This window comes from Pseudomonas sp. S3_A03, assembly GCF_054668275.1.
The window spans coordinates 5677487-5692751 of the sequence record NZ_CP162753.1; the positions used below are offsets into that span (position 1 = coordinate 5677487).

The 15265-nt window shown below is 60.6% G+C and carries 10 protein-coding genes and 2 pseudogenes; 6 read left to right on the forward strand and 6 right to left on the reverse strand.

The features are described 5' to 3' along the window. Positions 1-231: 231 nt before the first annotated feature. Positions 232-753 (forward strand): DUF6586 family protein, encoded by a 522-nt coding sequence (locus tag AB4O25_RS26185; protein WP_017526654.1) that lies wholly within the window; start codon positions 232-234, stop codon positions 751-753. 118 nt (positions 754-871) lie between these two features. Beyond that, a complete protein-coding gene (locus tag AB4O25_RS26190; RefSeq protein WP_017526653.1) occupies positions 872-1105 on the forward strand; it encodes a hypothetical protein in 234 nt (77 codons plus the stop codon). Between the two features lie 59 nt (positions 1106-1164). Here the strand turns inward: AB4O25_RS26190 and sulA are convergent, their stop codons facing one another. Together sulA and lexA are read right to left on the reverse strand one after the other, a co-directional pair. After that, positions 1165-1638, reverse strand: a complete 474-nt coding sequence (sulA, locus tag AB4O25_RS26195) for an SOS-induced cell division inhibitor SulA (RefSeq protein ID WP_017526652.1) — start codon at positions 1636-1638, stop codon at positions 1165-1167. A 10-nt stretch (positions 1639-1648) separates the two neighbouring features. Continuing rightward, on the reverse strand, positions 1649-2257 hold the full coding sequence (lexA, locus tag AB4O25_RS26200; protein WP_460150156.1) for a transcriptional repressor LexA: 609 nt from the start codon (positions 2255-2257) through the stop codon (positions 1649-1651). Positions 2258-2520: 263 nt separating this feature from the next. Here lexA and AB4O25_RS26205 point away from each other — a divergent pair, with 263 nt between their 5' ends. After that, positions 2521-3228, forward strand: coding sequence for a TetR/AcrR family transcriptional regulator (locus tag AB4O25_RS26205; protein WP_065877050.1), 708 nt, complete (start codon positions 2521-2523; stop codon positions 3226-3228). A gap of 145 nt (positions 3229-3373) precedes the next feature. Then, entirely contained in the window at positions 3374-4384 is a 1011-nt protein-coding gene (gene nagZ, locus AB4O25_RS26210) for a beta-N-acetylhexosaminidase (protein ID WP_017526650.1), read from the forward strand. Between the two features lie 18 nt (positions 4385-4402). Here nagZ and AB4O25_RS26215 read toward each other — a convergent pair whose 3' ends face one another. The 3 genes and pseudogenes from AB4O25_RS26215 to mfd form a co-directional block, all read right to left on the reverse strand. Beyond that, positions 4403-7099, reverse strand: coding sequence for a DEAD/DEAH box helicase (locus AB4O25_RS26215; protein WP_068937304.1), 2697 nt, complete (start codon positions 7097-7099; stop codon positions 4403-4405). Positions 7100-7108: 9 nt separating this feature from the next. Continuing rightward, positions 7109-7675, reverse strand: a complete 567-nt coding sequence (locus AB4O25_RS26220) for a CsiV family protein (RefSeq protein WP_017526648.1) — start codon at positions 7673-7675, stop codon at positions 7109-7111. 11 nt (positions 7676-7686) lie between these two features. Beyond that, a pseudogene (mfd, locus tag AB4O25_RS26225) lies at positions 7687-11135 on the reverse strand (transcription-repair coupling factor). 340 nt (positions 11136-11475) lie between these two features. Between mfd and AB4O25_RS26230 the strand changes: the two are divergent. Beyond that, positions 11476-12939 carry a glyceraldehyde-3-phosphate dehydrogenase gene (locus tag AB4O25_RS26230; protein ID WP_017526646.1) on the forward strand — a complete coding sequence of 488 codons (1464 nt, stop codon included), beginning with the start codon at positions 11476-11478 and terminating at the stop codon, positions 12937-12939. A 161-nt stretch (positions 12940-13100) separates the two neighbouring features. Here the strand turns inward: AB4O25_RS26230 and AB4O25_RS26235 are convergent, their stop codons facing one another. After that, the gene (locus AB4O25_RS26235; protein WP_017526645.1) at positions 13101-13634 is read right to left on the reverse strand and encodes a chalcone isomerase family protein; all 534 of its coding nucleotides are present in this window, start codon (positions 13632-13634) and stop codon (positions 13101-13103) included. 214 nt (positions 13635-13848) lie between these two features. Between AB4O25_RS26235 and sthA the strand changes: the two are divergent. Continuing rightward, positions 13849-15265 (forward strand): annotated as a pseudogene (sthA, locus tag AB4O25_RS26240) (Si-specific NAD(P)(+) transhydrogenase).

The following is a 15265-nucleotide window of genomic DNA, read 5'->3' on the forward strand; positions in this document are numbered from 1 at the left end:
GACGCCGACGCTTGAGTGTGGGAGGGGCTTGCTCCCGATAGCGGTGCATCAGTCTATATACACGTCGACTGGTATACCGCTATCGGGAGCAAGCCCCTTTTGCATCTGCGTGGTTCTGTAAGTGAAGTTTCTTCTCACGTAAGCGGCCGTTCATGGCACTTGCAGTGGGCTCGGCTGATCCGTGACACTGTTCAGCCAGCATCCTGCCTCATTCGTTGTGGAGATTGCCGTATGGCCAACGAACTCTATACCCGTACCAATCAGAAAATTTACTTCGCGGGTTTGTCTCTGGAGGCCCTTGGCCGTGCGGAGGAAGGCAAGGAGATGAATGCTATCGCGCTGGTCCAGGCAGGGCGCGAGGCGGCGTTGTTCCACTTGTACGGCGCCTTGCTCGGGCTGTGCCATGAGATCGCAGGGTTCTACCGTTTGCCCCAGGCCGGTTCGCCTCGTGCGGAAATGATCATGAACCATGAAGTGTTGGAGTCCATGGCCATCCCCGAATTGGCCGAGCTGGTAGAGATGGCTCAGAGCCCCGACAGCTGGGTGGCGCGTTTGCTCAAGGCCCATGCTGATATGTTCCAGCCGCCGCGTGTTCCCCATGTGCCTAAGGGTGACGTCACTCAACCGCTGATCGTAGCGGTAGCCTTGGACGAGGAGGAGCCCCAGCCACTGAGTCGGGCGGAGCTGGAAGGTTGGCGGCAAGAGCTGAAGAAGATGGCACTGCGCTTTCGTGAAGGTCTTAACGAGTGCTAATAGCGGCTCGGACTCAAAAAGCACCGTTCATCAAGCTGTAAAGAAACCTGTTCAGATCCTCAGCGAGGCTGGGTGTATGACTGATATAATCCCGGCCTTTCGTGGAGAACAGACTTTTATGCCGACGTCCTTTCTGGAAATTGTTGAACTGCCTGACGGTCGAATCGAACTGCGCCGGGCCGAGGACGAAGGTTCTCTGGTTACTCTGGATTTTTCCGAAGACGCCAAAGTGTTTCTGCAAGGCCAGCACGTGGAAGTGGCAAAAGCCATGTTGAGCGTGGGTGTGCAGATGGCCGGTCGGTTGGCGGAAGGCGAACCGGAAAAAGACGACGGACCGCGGATTCTTCACTGAGTCTCGTGGTGAACGGGCTTTAGTGGCGAGCCCGATCACTACAGGCCAAGCCTGTGATTTTATCCCAATCGAATATTCAAACTCTGCGCATCCCCTGTGCGTGCAGCACTGATCAACTGCTGTTTGGCCGTCGCGTTCAACGGGTTCAACCAGCTCACCACCGTGTGGCTACGCCCCAGGCGCAGCGCTTCACAAGTCAACTGCTGGGCGCTTTGCGTACCGCGTGGTTGCAGTAGCAGGATGCGCTCGCGGTTCAGGCCGGCATCCCGCAGCCAGGCCTGGGTGAGGCTGGCGGGCGGGGCGATCAACGTTAGCCAGCGGGCATCCTGCTCTTCGCTCAACTCACGCAGTATCGGTGCCAGCAGGCTCAGGCAGCTTCCGGCAGCGCCGCGCAACGACAGTTCACTGAACGCCTCAGGTTCGGCGCTCCAGGGCGCCTCGACTGTTTCCTTGAGAGTAGGCACAAGGGGTTGGGCCATAAAGGCTTCGAACAGCGACAGTTGCGTGTGTTGTGGGGTGTGCACGAGCTGCATGATGCCTCCTTTAGCGGCGAATAACGCCGACGCTCAGGCCTTCGATCACCAGGTCCTGGTCTTTCAGATTCACTTCAATCGGGGCGAATTCAGGGTTCTCGGCCAGCAGCCAGACCTTGCTGCCTTCACGCTTGAAGCGTTTGACCGTGACTTCATCACCGATACGCGCGACGACGATCTGGCCATTGCGGGCCTCGCGGGTGGTGTGAACGGCCAGCAGGTCGCCATCGAAGATACCCACGTCCTTCATGCTCATGCCATGTACCCGCAACAGATAGTCGGCGCGCGGGTGGAAGAAGGTCGGGTTGATGTTGCAGGATTCCTCGACGTGCTGCTGCGCCAGGATCGGCGCACCGGCGGCGACGCGGCCAATGATCGGCAGTGTCGATTCGTCGGTCTTGGCTTCGAAACCAGGGATGCGAATACCTCGCGAGGCACCGGGGGTCATTTCGATCGCACCTTTGCGAGCGAGGGCCTTGAGGTGTTCTTCGGCGGCATTGGGGGACTTGAACCCCAGTTCCAGCGCAATCTCGGCTCGTGTCGGCGGATAACCGTTGTCATCGAGGCAGCGCTTGATAAAAGCCAGAATCTCAGCTTGGCGTGGCGTCAGTTTTAGCATGTTGATCGCTCTGTCTTTTTATACAGTGACTGGGATTATATACAGTGAACGGCGCTTGGCAATCATCCTTTTACATGACTCCGCTGGACGGTCATTGGTCCGCCGTCCTACGCCGTTGAGATAGCGCTGCCTACAGACCTGAAAGGATGTGATTAAATAGCGCTCAAATAGATGACTGCCCGGCCGCAAAACGAACCTGCAGGCTTGACAAGACACACCCTGAAACGTATGTTTCAAACAAGTGTTTGTCAGGCGGAGTAGCCATGGCCCAGTCGGAAACCGTTGAACGCATTCTCGATGCTGCCGAGCAATTGTTCGCGGAAAAAGGATTTGCCGAAACTTCATTGCGGCTTATCACCAGCAAGGCCGGGGTCAACCTTGCCGCAGTGAACTACCATTTCGGCTCGAAAAAGGCCCTGATCCAGGCGGTGTTCTCGCGCTTTTTGGGCCCGTTCTGCGCCAGTCTCGACCGCGAACTGGAGCGCCGCCAAGCCAAGGCCGACAACAAGCCCAGCCTGGAAGAACTGCTGGAAATCCTCGTCGAGCAGGCCTTGGTGGTTCAGCCTCGCAGCGGCAATGACCTGTCGATCTTCATGCGTTTGTTGGGCTTGGCGTTCAGCCAGAGCCAGGGTCACTTGCGTCGTTATTTGGAAGACATGTACGGCAAGGTGTTCCGTCGCTATATGCTGCTGGTCAACGACGCCGCGCCGCGTATTCCGCCGATCGAATTGTTCTGGCGCGTGCACTTCATGCTCGGTGCGGCCGCGTTCAGCATGTCCGGGATCAAGGCGTTGCGCGCGATTGCCGAGACCGATTTTGGCGTCAACACGTCCATCGAGCAGGTGATGCGCCTGATGGTGCCGTTCCTCGCCGCCGGCATGCGCGCCGAAACCGGTGTGACCGACCCGACCATGGCCGCCGCACAGTTGCGCCCACGCAGCAAAACCGTGCCGGTTCCCGCCAAGGTTTGACCGCTCCGGGTGTGCGCGGCCGCTTGCATCCGCTAAGCTAGCCGCCATGCCGATTTCAGCTATTTACTCGCAACCCGTTGTACCTCGCTGTGCTTATTGCGCCGCTTGAGGGCAACGGGTTGTGCGCGTTATTTAAGGAAGGTTTATGACTGCTGCCCTGCAAGGTTCTTTGATGGTCGACGTTGCCGGTACCTGGCTGACGGCCGAGGATCGCCACCTGTTGCGCCAGCCGGAAGTGGGTGGCGTGATCATTTTTGCGCGCAATATCGAACACCCGCGCCAAGTGCGGGAGCTGAGTGCGGCGGTTCGCGCGGTGCGCCCGGACCTGCTGCTGGCTGTCGACCAAGAGGGCGGTCGGGTACAGCGCCTGCGCCAGGGCTTTGTGCGTCTGCCGGCCATGCGCGCGTTGGCGGACAACCCCAACGCTGAGTACCTGGCCGAACAGTGCGGCTGGGTCATGGCCACCGAAGTGCTGGCCGTCGGCCTGGACCTGAGCTTCGCCCCGGTGCTGGACCTGGACTACCAGCGCAGCGCCGTGGTGGGCACGCGTTCTTTCGAGGGCGATCCCGAGCGCGCCGCCGTGCTTGCCGGGGCGTTTATTCGTGGCATGAACAGCGCGGGTATGGCCGCTACCGGCAAGCATTTCCCAGGCCACGGTTGGGCTGAGGCCGATTCCCACGTCGCCATTCCCAATGACGAACGCAGCCTGGAACAGATTCGCGCGAATGACCTGATACCTTTCGCACGTTTGAGCAAGCAACTGGCGGCGGTGATGCCGGCGCATGTGATCTACCCGCAGGTCGACGCCCAGCCCGCCGGCTTTTCGCGCCGCTGGCTGCAGGAGATTCTGCGTGGCGAGCTGCAATTTGACGGGGTGATTTTCAGCGATGATCTGTCCATGGCCGGTGCCCATGTGGTTGGTGACGCAGCCAGTCGCATAGAAGCGGCGCTGACCGCCGGTTGCGACATGGGGTTGGTGTGCAATGATCGCGCGGCTGCCGAGCTGGCACTCACCGCAGCGCAGCGCATGAATGTCAAGCCGTCGGCACGGATCGCGCGCATGCGCGGCCAGGGGATCGCTTCACCGGACTACAAGCAGGATCCGCGTTGGTTGGCGGCGCTGACTGCTCTGAGGGCCGCCCAACTCATCGAATGATTGGGCATCCGGCGCACTCTAACCGCGCTTCTCTTGTTTAGTGGGCAACGGCGCAAACAGCGCTTCGATATCTTCGTTGCCCAACTGCCAGTCCCCGGTGGTACGTCCATCCAGCACGCCCGCTGCCAAGTCGGATTTTTCTTTCTGCAGGTGCTGGATTTTCTCCTCCACCGTGCCGCGGGCAATCATCTTGTAGACAAATACCGGCTTCTCTTGCCCGATGCGATACGCACGGTCGGTGGCCTGGTTTTCCGTGGCCGGGTTCCACCAAGGGTCGTAGTGGATCACGGTATCGGCTTCGGTCAGGTTCAGGCCGACACCGCCTGCCTTCAGGCTGATCAGAAAAATCTGCAGCTTGCCGCTTTGGAAATCCTTCACCGGTGTGCGTCGATCACGGGTCTGGCCGGTCAGCAGGGCGTAGGCAATCCCGCGTTTTTTCAGTTCTGCTTCGATCAGGCTCAGCATCGAGGTGAACTGGGAAAACAACAGGATGCGCCGGCCTTCGGCAAACAGCTCCTCAAGCATTTCCAGCAGGCTGTCGAGTTTGCCCGAGGTGCTGCCACGGGCGGGCAGGGTAGCGTCGTTGATCAGGCGCAAATCGCAACACACCTGGCGCAGCTTGAGCAGCGCCTCAAGAATGATGATCTGGCTGCGCGCCACGCCCTTGCGGGTGATCTCGTCGCGGACTTTTTTGTCCATGGCCAGGCGCATGGTTTCGTACACGTCGCGCTGCGCTTCGTTGAGGTCCACCCAGTGGATGATCTCGGTCTTGGGCGGCAATTCCGTGGCCACCTGTTCCTTGGTACGCCGCAGCAGGAACGGCTTGATCCGACCATTGAGGTGCTGCAATCGCACCTCGCTGCCGCGTTTTTCGATGGGCACGCGGTAATCGCGGTTGAAGCTTTTTACGTCGCCCAGCCAGCCCGGCAACAGGAAGTGGAACAGCGACCACAGCTCACCCAAGTGGTTTTCCAGTGGCGTGCCACTCAGGCACAGGCGTTGCCGCGCGTTCAGCTCGCTTGCGGCCTGGGCGGCCTTGCTGGAGGGGTTCTTGATGTACTGGGCTTCATCGAGAATCAGCACATGCAAGGGCAGGGCGGCCAGCCGTTCGATGTCCTTGGGCAGCAGCGCATAGGTGGTCAGCAGCAGGTCGTAATCCTGCAGGTTGTCGAAATGCTTCTTGCGCCCGGCACCGTACAGCGCCAGCACTTTCAATTGTGGAGTGAAGTGCGCCGCCTCATCGAGCCAATTGGGGATCAGGCTCGTGGGCATGACCACCATGCACGGCCGATCCAGGCGCCCGGCGATCTTTTCGCTCAGCATATGTGCCAAGGTCTGCAGGGTTTTGCCCAGGCCCATGTCATCCGCGAGAATGCCACCGACGTCGAGCTGGCGCAGCGACTGCATCCAGCTCAAGCCTTCCAGCTGATAGGGGCGCAGCGTCGCATTCAAGCCTTCGGGCGCCACACACGTGAAGTCTTTGATATCCCGCAGGCGCTGGGCGAAGTGGCGGATCTTCTCGCCACCCTCCCACTGCAGGGGCAGGTCTTGCAGAGGGTTCAAGCGAATCGCATCGGCCTTGGCCAGGCGCAGGGTGGTGGTGCCGGGCTCTTGCAGGTAGAACTCGCCCAATGTGGCCAGCACCGGTTTCAGGCGGCCGTAGGGCAGTGCCACTTGCAGGGGGCCGTGGCCGCCGTTGGGCAAGCCGGGAATGTTCACCAGGATCAGTTCGTCATCGCGGCGGCGCGCGACTTTTTCCGGGTTGAGGATCTCGATGTGGGAGCGCATCAGGTTCAGCAGGATCGGTAGCAGGCTCAGGCGTTCACCGTTGACGATGATCCCCAGCTCCAGGTCGAACCAGTCACGCTCGGGCCCTTCATCGACGGTGGCGTACCAGTCATCGACCGGGCTCAGGTCGAAGCCGAAATCCTCATCGATCTGCAACTCCCACCCCGCGCTGCGCAAGGTGGGCGATGCATTGAGGGTGAAGTTCAGCCAGGCGCTGTCATTGACCATCTCGAACAGCTCGCCGGCGCTTTCAGGCAAGGCCTTGCTTTGGCGCGTGGCGATTTTGAAGCCCAGCAGGCGCAGTTGCTCGCGATAGCGCTGCTCCAGCTCGGGATGCCGCTTGATGCGCAGGCTCTGGGTTTCCTGGCGCACAATAATGTCGGCGTTCTTCTGCCCGCTGACATAGTTGCCCAAATAGTTGAACGACAGCGCCGCGCGGTGCTGGATATAGCGCTGCATCTTGCCGTTGCGCGGCTCAAACGCACTGAATTCGACACTGGCCAGCCACAGGCGCGGGATCGGTAGCACATCGTCCATCACCACTTGCGGCAGCACCACGCGGTTATCCAGCACGGCCTGGAGTTTTTGCAACAACTCGGCATCCTGGGCCGCTGCCGGGTAGGCCAGGGTTTCCTGGACTTTGAGCAGCACGGCCGCGATGTGTTTGCAGTTGGTGTGCACCGGGCAGGTACAGCGGCTGTCCACCAGGATCAACGTGCCCTTGGCTGACTCGCGCAGTGAAATGGTCTGCCGATAAACGTTGCCGCCCGAGCCTTCGCAATTGGCGATGATGGTGCTGTCGCCGGATTCGACGATGCGCACGCGGTTCTCCAAGGCATACCGCCGCCCGCGCTCCAGGCTTTGCTCTTTGAAGCGATTGGCCCACGAAGGGGCCAGGGGCTTGGTCAACGACGACGTCAGGGGCATGGCGCTGGATCAGTCCTGGATGTCGGGCGGTGGTGCGCTGGGTGGCTTGGCGGTCAGCGAGGTAATCTTGATCAGCAGCGCCAGGTGGCCGCCATCCAGGTAATTGAGCTGATTGTTCTTGGTGCGCACGTCGGTCTGGCTCAGGTGTTCGCTGGCGATCACGCTGGCGTTGCTGTCGAACTGGTTGACCCAGAACTGCGCATCGATATCGGTGAAGCGGCCCAGTTGCAGGCTCAATGTGCCCTCAATGGGAAACTGGCCGAACTGCTCCTGACCGTCGGTGATCGCGATTTTCACCGGCTGCTCGCCCAGGTTCTGCTCCCAGGTTTTATGCGCCAGCACGGTGTAGCTGCTATCGGCATTGAGCTTGTCGACGATGTTGTTCAGGCGCGGCGGGCTCATTTTATCGCCCAGGCGCACGGCGCCGGCATCCCAGTTTTCCGGCGCGGCGCGGCTGTTGATCACGGGCTCCGCGTTCTGGCGTACCAAAATCATTTCTACCAGGTACGGGCTGTCGGCGAAGGCCGAAGGCGCCACGACTACCAACAACAAGCTCAGCATGCGGAACAAGCGCATTGGGGCGTCCTTCAAACAGATTTCGGAATGAGGCGCTCAAACAACGCCTCCAGGGTATTGAAGCGTTCTTCGGCACGTTCCATCGGCACCATGAATTTGAACAGCGTAGCCCCTTCGAACTTGTAGCGGTTGGGCTGGCCCTGGATCAACTTGATCAGCACCAAGGGATCTACCGGCGTCTGCGCTTCGAACTCGATACGCCCGCCCTGAGGCCCGGCGTCGACTTTCTTTATTCCCAACTGCTCGGCCTGCAGTTTGAGCAGCGTCAGGCGCACAAGGTTCTTGGTCGGTTCCGGCAGCAGGCCGAAGCGGTCGATCATCTCGACCTGCAAATCCTTGAGGCCTTCTTCGTCGGTGGCCGAGGCGATGCGCTTGTACAGGATCAGCCGCGCGTGCACGTCGGGCAGATAGTCTTCGGGAATCAAGGCCGGTAGGCGCAGGTTGATTTCCGGGCCACCGCCCAGGGGGTGGTCGAGGTTCGGTTGTTCACCCTTGCGGATGGCTTTCACGGCGCGCTCGAGCATTTCCATATAAAGGGTGAAACCCACCGCCTGGATCTGCCCGCTCTGGCCGTCGCCCAGCAGTTCGCCGGCGCCACGGATTTCGAGGTCGTTGGTGGCCAGCACAAACCCTGCGCCCAGGTCCTGGGTGTTGGCGATAGCTTCCAGGCGCTTTTCTGCGTCGGAGGTGATCTGTTGGCGCGGCGGCGTCAGCAGGTAGGCATAAGCCTGGTGGTGACTGCGCCCAACGCGGCCGCGCAGCTGATGCAGTTGCGCCAGGCCGAACTTGTCGGCGCGCTCGATGATGATGGTATTGGCGCTCGGCACGTCGATGCCGGTCTCGATGATGGTCGAGGCGATCAGCACGTTGAAGCGCTTGTGGTAGAAGTCGCTCATCACCTGTTCGAGTTCGCGCTCGCGCATCTGCCCGTGGCCGATGGCGATGCGTGCTTCGGGCACCAGTTCGGCGAGGTCGGCGGCGCATTTCTCGATGGTCTTCACGTCGTTGTGCAGGTAGTACACCTGGCCGCCGCGCAGCAGTTCGCGCAGCAGGGCTTCTTTGACCGTGCTTTTGTTCTGTTCCATGACGAAGGTGCGCACCGACAGGCGTCGCGCCGGCGGCGTGGCGATGATCGACAGGTCGCGCATGCCCGACACGGCCATGTTCAGGGTGCGTGGGATTGGCGTTGCAGTGAGCGTAAGAATGTCGACTTCACTGCGCAGGGCCTTGAGCTGTTCTTTTTGCCGTACGCCAAAGCGGTGTTCTTCGTCGATGATCACCAGGCCCAGGTTCTTGATCTTCACATCGTCCGACAGCAGCTTGTGGGTGCCGATCACGATGTCGATCTTGCCTTCGGCCAAATCGGCGACGGCCGCGTTCACTTCCTTGGCCGACTTGAAGCGGCTCATCACTTCGACGGTTACCGGCCAGTCGGCAAAGCGATCGCGGAAGCTGTTGTAGTGCTGCTGGGCGAGCAGAGTGGTCGGTACCAGGATCGCCACTTGGCGGCCGCCGTGCACGGCAATAAAGGCGGCGCGCATGGCCACTTCGGTTTTGCCGAAGCCTACGTCGCCGCAGACCAGGCGGTCCATCGGCTTGGGCGCGAGCATGTCGGCGCGCACCGCTTCGATGGTGGTTTGCTGGTCTGGGGTTTCTTCGAAGGCGAAGCCGGCGCTGAAGGTGGCGTAGTCGGCTTTCGGGTCGGCGAACGCATACCCTTCGCGGGCCGCGCGGCGCGCATAAATGTCGAGCAGTTCGGCGGCCACGTCGCGCACCTGTTCGGCGGCCTTGCGCTTGGCTTTCTGCCAAGTCTCGGAGCCCAGGCGGTGCAGCGGTGCCAGGGCGTCGTCGCTGCCGGTGTAGCGGGCGATCAGGTGCAGGTTGGCCACTGGCACGTAGAGTTTGGCGCCCTCGGCGTATTCCATGGTAAGGAATTCGGCTGCCTGGTTATCGATCTCCAGGGTCTGCAAACCGAGGTAGCGACCGACGCCGTGGTCGATATGCACCACCGGCGCGCCTTCGCGCAACTCTGTGAGGTTCTTGATCACCGCGTCGTTGTTGGCGTCGGCGCGTTTTTCACGGCGACGACGCTGCATCACGCGCTGGCCGAACAGTGGGCTCTCGGCGATCAGGGCCAGGGCCGGGTCGTCCAGCAACAAGCCTTCATCCAGGGGTGCGATGGTGATCGCCAGGCGCTCTTTGCTGCTGATGAAGTCCGGCCAGCTGTCGACGGTTTTCGGCCGCAGCTTCAGGCGCTCCAGCAGCTCCAGCAGCACTTCACGGCGCCCGGCGGATTCGGCGGTAAACAGCACGCGGCCGGGGAAGCCACCCAGGAAGTTCGACAGCGCTTCCAGCGGCTGGTTGGCCTTGGCTTCAATCGCCAGGTTTGGCAACGCTTGCGCCGGGAAACGTTCGCGGCCACCGCCTGCGTCCACGTCCTGTTGGCTGGCGACCACGCGCGGCCAGTTTTTGAGGCGTGCGAAGCAGTCTTCCACCGGCAGGAACAGTTCGGCGGGTGGCAGTAAAGGCCGGGAGGGTCGACGCGGCGTTCTTCGTAGCGGTTGCGCACGTCGTTCCAGAAGTTCTCGGCCGCTTGCTCAATGCCTGGCAGCGAGAACACTTGGGTGTCCTGGGGCAGGTAATCGAACAGGGTCGAGGTTTCGTCGAAGAACAACGGCAGGTAGTACTCGATACCGGCCGGCGTAATCCCGCTGCTCAAGTCCTGGAAGATCGGGCAGCGGCGGAAGTCCACGTCGAAGCGCTCGCGAAAGCGCGCCTTGAAACGGGTGACCGCATCTTTTTGCAGTGGAAATTCCCGCGCCGGCAACAGCTTGACCGATTCCACCTTGTCGATGGAACGCTGGTTTTCCGGATCGAAGGTGCGCAGGGTCTCGATTTCGTCATCGAACAGGTCGATGCGGTACGGTAACTTGCTGCCCATCGGGAACAGGTCGATCAGGGCGCCGCGCACCGCGAACTCGCCGTGCTCGTACACCGTGTCGACGCAACGGTAACCGCTGGCTTCCAGGCGTGTGCGCATCTGTTCCACATCGAGCTTCTGGCCGATATCCAGCACCAGGCTGCTGCCCAGCAGGAACTTGGTCGGCGCCAGGCGATGCAGCGCCGTGGTGATCGGCACCACCAGCACGCCGTGGGCCAGTTCCGGCAAGCGGTACAGGCTGGCGATGCGCTGGGAGATGATGTCCTGGTGCGGCGAGAACAGGTCGTAGGGCAGGGTTTCCCAGTCGGGAAAATGCAGCACCGGCAAATCGGGGGCGAAGAAGCTCAGCTCCTGCTCCAACCGTTCGGCACTTTGGCTGTCGGCGGTGAGCAGCAGGGTAAAGCGCTTGGCTGCGCTGGCAGCCTCGGCGATGGCCAGGCTCAGGGCGGCACCGGGCAGGTTGCCCCAATGCTGTTTACCTGCCGCGGCAGGGAGTAGCGGTAGACGCAGAACGGGCACGGAAGGTTGAGCTCCAAGCGTTGCGACAAAGTCGGTAATTGTAGCGGCCCGAGGTGCCGCCTGTCAGTTGCTGACTGTGTGTAATGCGGTTTGTAGGAAATGTAGTGGTTAAGACAAACAATGCAGCCTTTTGACTCAATATGTAGTGCCAAACGGCGCGGATATTTCGGAGGGTTACGGACAAGTCGGCAGGCTTGTGCCAATGGTGGCCTTCTGAAGCCCGCGTATTTCCTGGCCTGTGGCGGGGTGGTATTTTTTTGCAAGGGCTTTTTGTTGCCCGTCGCGCATTGCTCAACGCGCAGTCGGGCGACATAATGTAGCCCCTTTTTTCAGCCCCTACATGTGGAAGGTTCCCGTGACTCAGAAGCCCGACCAGTGTCTTGGTGAATGGATCGACCGTGAAGCACTCGCAGAAGCGATGATCCCGCTTATCGGTCAGCTGTACCGCAATAACAATGTGGTGAGCTCGATCTATGGCCGCAGCCTGATCAACCAGTCTGTCATCGCGATTCTCAAGGCGCACCGCTTTGCGCGCCATCGCTCCGCCGACGACAGCGAACTCTCCGTCCACGAAACATTCCCACTGCTCAAGGCCATGAGTGAGCTCAAGCTCGGCGCGGCCTCGGTAGACCTGGGCAAGTTGGCGTACAAATTCCGCAACGAAGGCAATGGCCGCAGCGCCGAGCAGTTCGTGCGTGAAGAAATGGCCGATGTGGTTGGCCAGCAAAACGCGGCGGCCCGCAAAGGCACCGACGTTGTGCTGTACGGCTTCGGTCGTATCGGCCGCCTGCTGGCGCGCATCCTGATCGAAAAAACCGGCGGCGGCGACGGCCTGCGCCTGCGTGCGATCGTGGTGCGCAAAGGCGCCGAAAACGACCTGACCAAACGCGCCAGCCTGTTGCGTCGCGATTCGGTACACGGCTCGTTCAACGGCACCATCACCATTGACGAAGAAAACAACACCATCACCGCCAACGGTAACCTGATCCAGGTGATCTACGCGAAAAACCCGACTGAGGTGGATTACACCCAGTACGGCATCCAGAACGCCCTGCTGGTGGACAACACCGGCGTATGGCGTGATGCCGAGGGCCTGGGCCAGCACCTCGCATGCCCGGGTGTTGACCGTGTTGTGCTGACCGCGCCTGGCAAGGGCAAGCTCAAGAACATCGTGCACGGTATCAACCACGCCGAAATCACCGCTGACGACAAGATCGTGTCCGCCGCTTCCTGCACCACCAACGCCATCGTGCCGGTGCTCAAGGCAGTGAACGACAAGTTCGGCATCGTTAACGGTCACGTTGAAACCGTTCACTCGTACACCAACGACCAGAACCTGATCGACAACTTCCACAAAGGCGATCGCCGTGGTCGCAGCGCCGCGTTGAACATGGTGATCACCGAGACCGGTGCCGCCACCGCTGCTGCCAAGGCCCTGCCTGAGCTGGCCGGCAAGCTGACCGGTAACGCGATCCGCGTGCCGACGCCGAACGTGTCGATGGCCATTCTCAACCTGAACCTTGAGAAAGCCGCCACCCGTGAAGAGATGAACGAGTACCTGCGCTACATGGCGCTGCACTCCGACCTGCACAAGCAGATCGACTTCGTCAACTCGCAGGAAGTGGTGTCCACCGACTTCGTGGGCTCGCGCCACGCCGGTGTGGTGGACGCGGAAGCGACCATCACCCAGGACAACCGCGTTGTGCTGTACGTGTGGTACGACAACGAGTTCGGCTACAGCTGCCAGGTGGTTCGCGTGATGGAAGACATGGCCGGGGTCAACCCGCCTGCGTTTCCGCGCTAAGCCTGAGTGCTGAATGAAAAAGCCCCGACTGGTTCGGGGCTTTTTTATGGCTGGTGGTTTGTGGTGTGGGTATGGGCCTCATCGGGAGCAAGCCCCCTCCCACAGTTTGATTTGTGAATATATTCAAATGTGGGAAGAGGCTTGATAGCTCAGCCGACGCATCAATTGAGCAACTGCCCACGCAAACTGTCCGACAACCCTTTCGGTGCCAGCCAGATACCCATATAGGCTTTCGCCAATTCAGTATCTCGACTGCTGAACACCACCTGGCCATTGATCTCCAGGTTCAAACCGCGCCCCGACCGAAAATCCAGGGCGTAACGATCCCCGCTGCGGATATTGCGAAAGCGCGCATGCAGTTGATCCAGCTCAGGCTTCAAACGAGCACTGGCTTGCTGGCGCTCCAACGTCGCGGTGGCGGCTTTGATCACATCCTTTCGGTCGATGTCGCGAAAGTAATACAACACAAGGCGCAGGTCCTGTTGTTGGGCCCAGGCCTGTCTGGCGCTCACATCCGCAGAGGCATACAACGCGGCTGCGTATACATCGGCCCACAGATACGTGAGCACCGCCTGGTTTTTGCGGGCCAGGCCCTCGAACTGTGCGGGGAAATCAGCATGCTTGAGTCGATCCGCATCGTTGGCGTGAGCCGTGATCGACATCATCAGCATCAAACAGATAAAGAGTTGTCGCATAATGGCTCATCCTGAAATTGGCGCTGATTTGCGTCATGTAGTATGGCAATACTGGCCTACGACGCGACCAAGGGTTAATGTGCGCGGCGTTGAGCCTTATATAGACTGTGCCCCGGTTCACACACTTGAGCCAAATTGTCCTTCATGCCCGCTGGCCGCGGCATGATTTAGCCCGGCGTCCAACCGTACGCCTGGCCTGTTCTGAGGAGTACGCATGGCTGTCTACAACTACGACGTGGTGGTACTGGGTTCCGGCCCGGCTGGAGAAGGTGCGGCGATGAATGCCGCCAAAGCTGGGCGCAAGGTCGCGATGGTCGATAGCCGTCGCCAGGTCGGCGGTAACTGCACCCACCTGGGCACCATCCCGTCCAAGGCCTTGCGTCACTCGGTCCGCCAGATCATGCAGTTCAACACCAACCCGATGTTCCGGGCCATTGGTGAGCCGCGCTGGTTCTCGTTCCCGGACGTATTGAAAAGCGCCGAAAAAGTCATTTCCAAGCAAGTCGCTTCGCGCACCGGCTACTACGCCCGTAACCGTGTCGACCTGTTCTTCGGCACCGGCAGCTTCGCCGACGAGCAAACCATTGAAGTGGTGTGCTCCAACGGCGTGGTCGAGAAACTGGTGGCCAAGCACATCATCATCGCCACCGGTTCGCGCCCGTATCGCCCGGCGGACATCGATTTCCACCACCCGCGTATCTACGATAGCGACACCATCCTGAGCCTGGGCCACACCCCGCGCAAACTGATTATCTACGGCGCCGGCGTGATCGGCTGTGAATATGCCTCGATCTTCAGCGGCCTGGGTGTGCTGGTGGAGCTGGTGGACAACCGCGACCAGTTGCTGAGCTTCCTCGACTCGGAAATTTCCCAGGCGTTGAGCTACCACTTCAGCAACAACAACATCACCGTGCGCCACAACGAAGAGTACGAGCGCGTCGAAGGCCTGGACAACGGTGTGATCCTGCACCTCAAGTCCGGCAAGAAGATCAAGGCCGACGCCTTGCTGTGGTGCAACGGCCGTACCGGCAACACCGACAAGCTGGGCATGGAAAACATCGGGGTCAAGGTCAACAGCCGTGGCCAGATCGAGGTGGATGAGAACTATCGCACCTGCGTGCCGAACATCTACGGCGCCGGTGATGTGATCGGTTGGCCGAGCCTGGCCAGTGCGGCGCATGACCAGGGCCGTTCGGCGGCCGGCAGCATTGTCGATAATGGCAGCTGGCGTTACGTCAACGATGTGCCGACCGGGATCTACACGATTCCCGAGATCAGCCTCGATCGGCAAGAACGAGCACGAGTTGACCAAGGCCAAGGTGCCTTACGAAGTAGGCAAGGCGTTCTTCAAGAGCATGGCGCGTGCGCAGATCGCCGGCGAGCCGCAAGGCATGCTGAAGATCCTGTTCCACCGCGAGACCCTGGAAGTGCTCGGCGTGCATTGCTTTGGCTATCAGGCTTCAGAAATCGTGCACATCGGCCAGGCGATCATGAACCAGCCGGGTGAGCAAAATACCCTCAAGTATTTTGTGAACACCACGTTCAACTACCCGACCATGGCCGAAGCCTATCGGGTCGCCGCCTACGACGGCCTCAACCGGCTTTTTGAGCGGCTCCGGCCGGTGGCCTGA

Excerpts from the sequence above, each read along its gene's own strand:
- AB4O25_RS26185 (WP_017526654.1), top strand. The coding sequence starts at position 232 with ATGGCCAACGAACTCTATACCCGTACCAATCAGAAAATTTACTTCGCG.
- AB4O25_RS26190 (WP_017526653.1), top strand. The coding sequence starts at position 872 with ATGCCGACGTCCTTTCTGGAAATTGTTGAACTGCCTGACGGTCGAATC.
- sulA (WP_017526652.1), bottom strand. The coding sequence starts at position 1,638 with ATGCAGCTCGTGCACACCCCACAACACACGCAACTGTCGCTGTTCGAA.
- lexA (WP_460150156.1), bottom strand. The coding sequence starts at position 2,257 with ATGCTAAAACTGACGCCACGCCAAGCTGAGATTCTGGCTTTTATCAAG.
- AB4O25_RS26205 (WP_065877050.1), top strand. The coding sequence starts at position 2,521 with ATGGCCCAGTCGGAAACCGTTGAACGCATTCTCGATGCTGCCGAGCAA.
- nagZ (WP_017526650.1), top strand. The coding sequence starts at position 3,374 with ATGACTGCTGCCCTGCAAGGTTCTTTGATGGTCGACGTTGCCGGTACC.
- AB4O25_RS26215 (WP_068937304.1), bottom strand. The coding sequence starts at position 7,099 with ATGCCCCTGACGTCGTCGTTGACCAAGCCCCTGGCCCCTTCGTGGGCC.
- AB4O25_RS26220 (WP_017526648.1), bottom strand. The coding sequence starts at position 7,675 with ATGCGCTTGTTCCGCATGCTGAGCTTGTTGTTGGTAGTCGTGGCGCCT.
- AB4O25_RS26230 (WP_017526646.1), top strand. The coding sequence starts at position 11,476 with ATGTGGAAGGTTCCCGTGACTCAGAAGCCCGACCAGTGTCTTGGTGAA.
- AB4O25_RS26235 (WP_017526645.1), bottom strand. The coding sequence starts at position 13,634 with ATGCGACAACTCTTTATCTGTTTGATGCTGATGATGTCGATCACGGCT.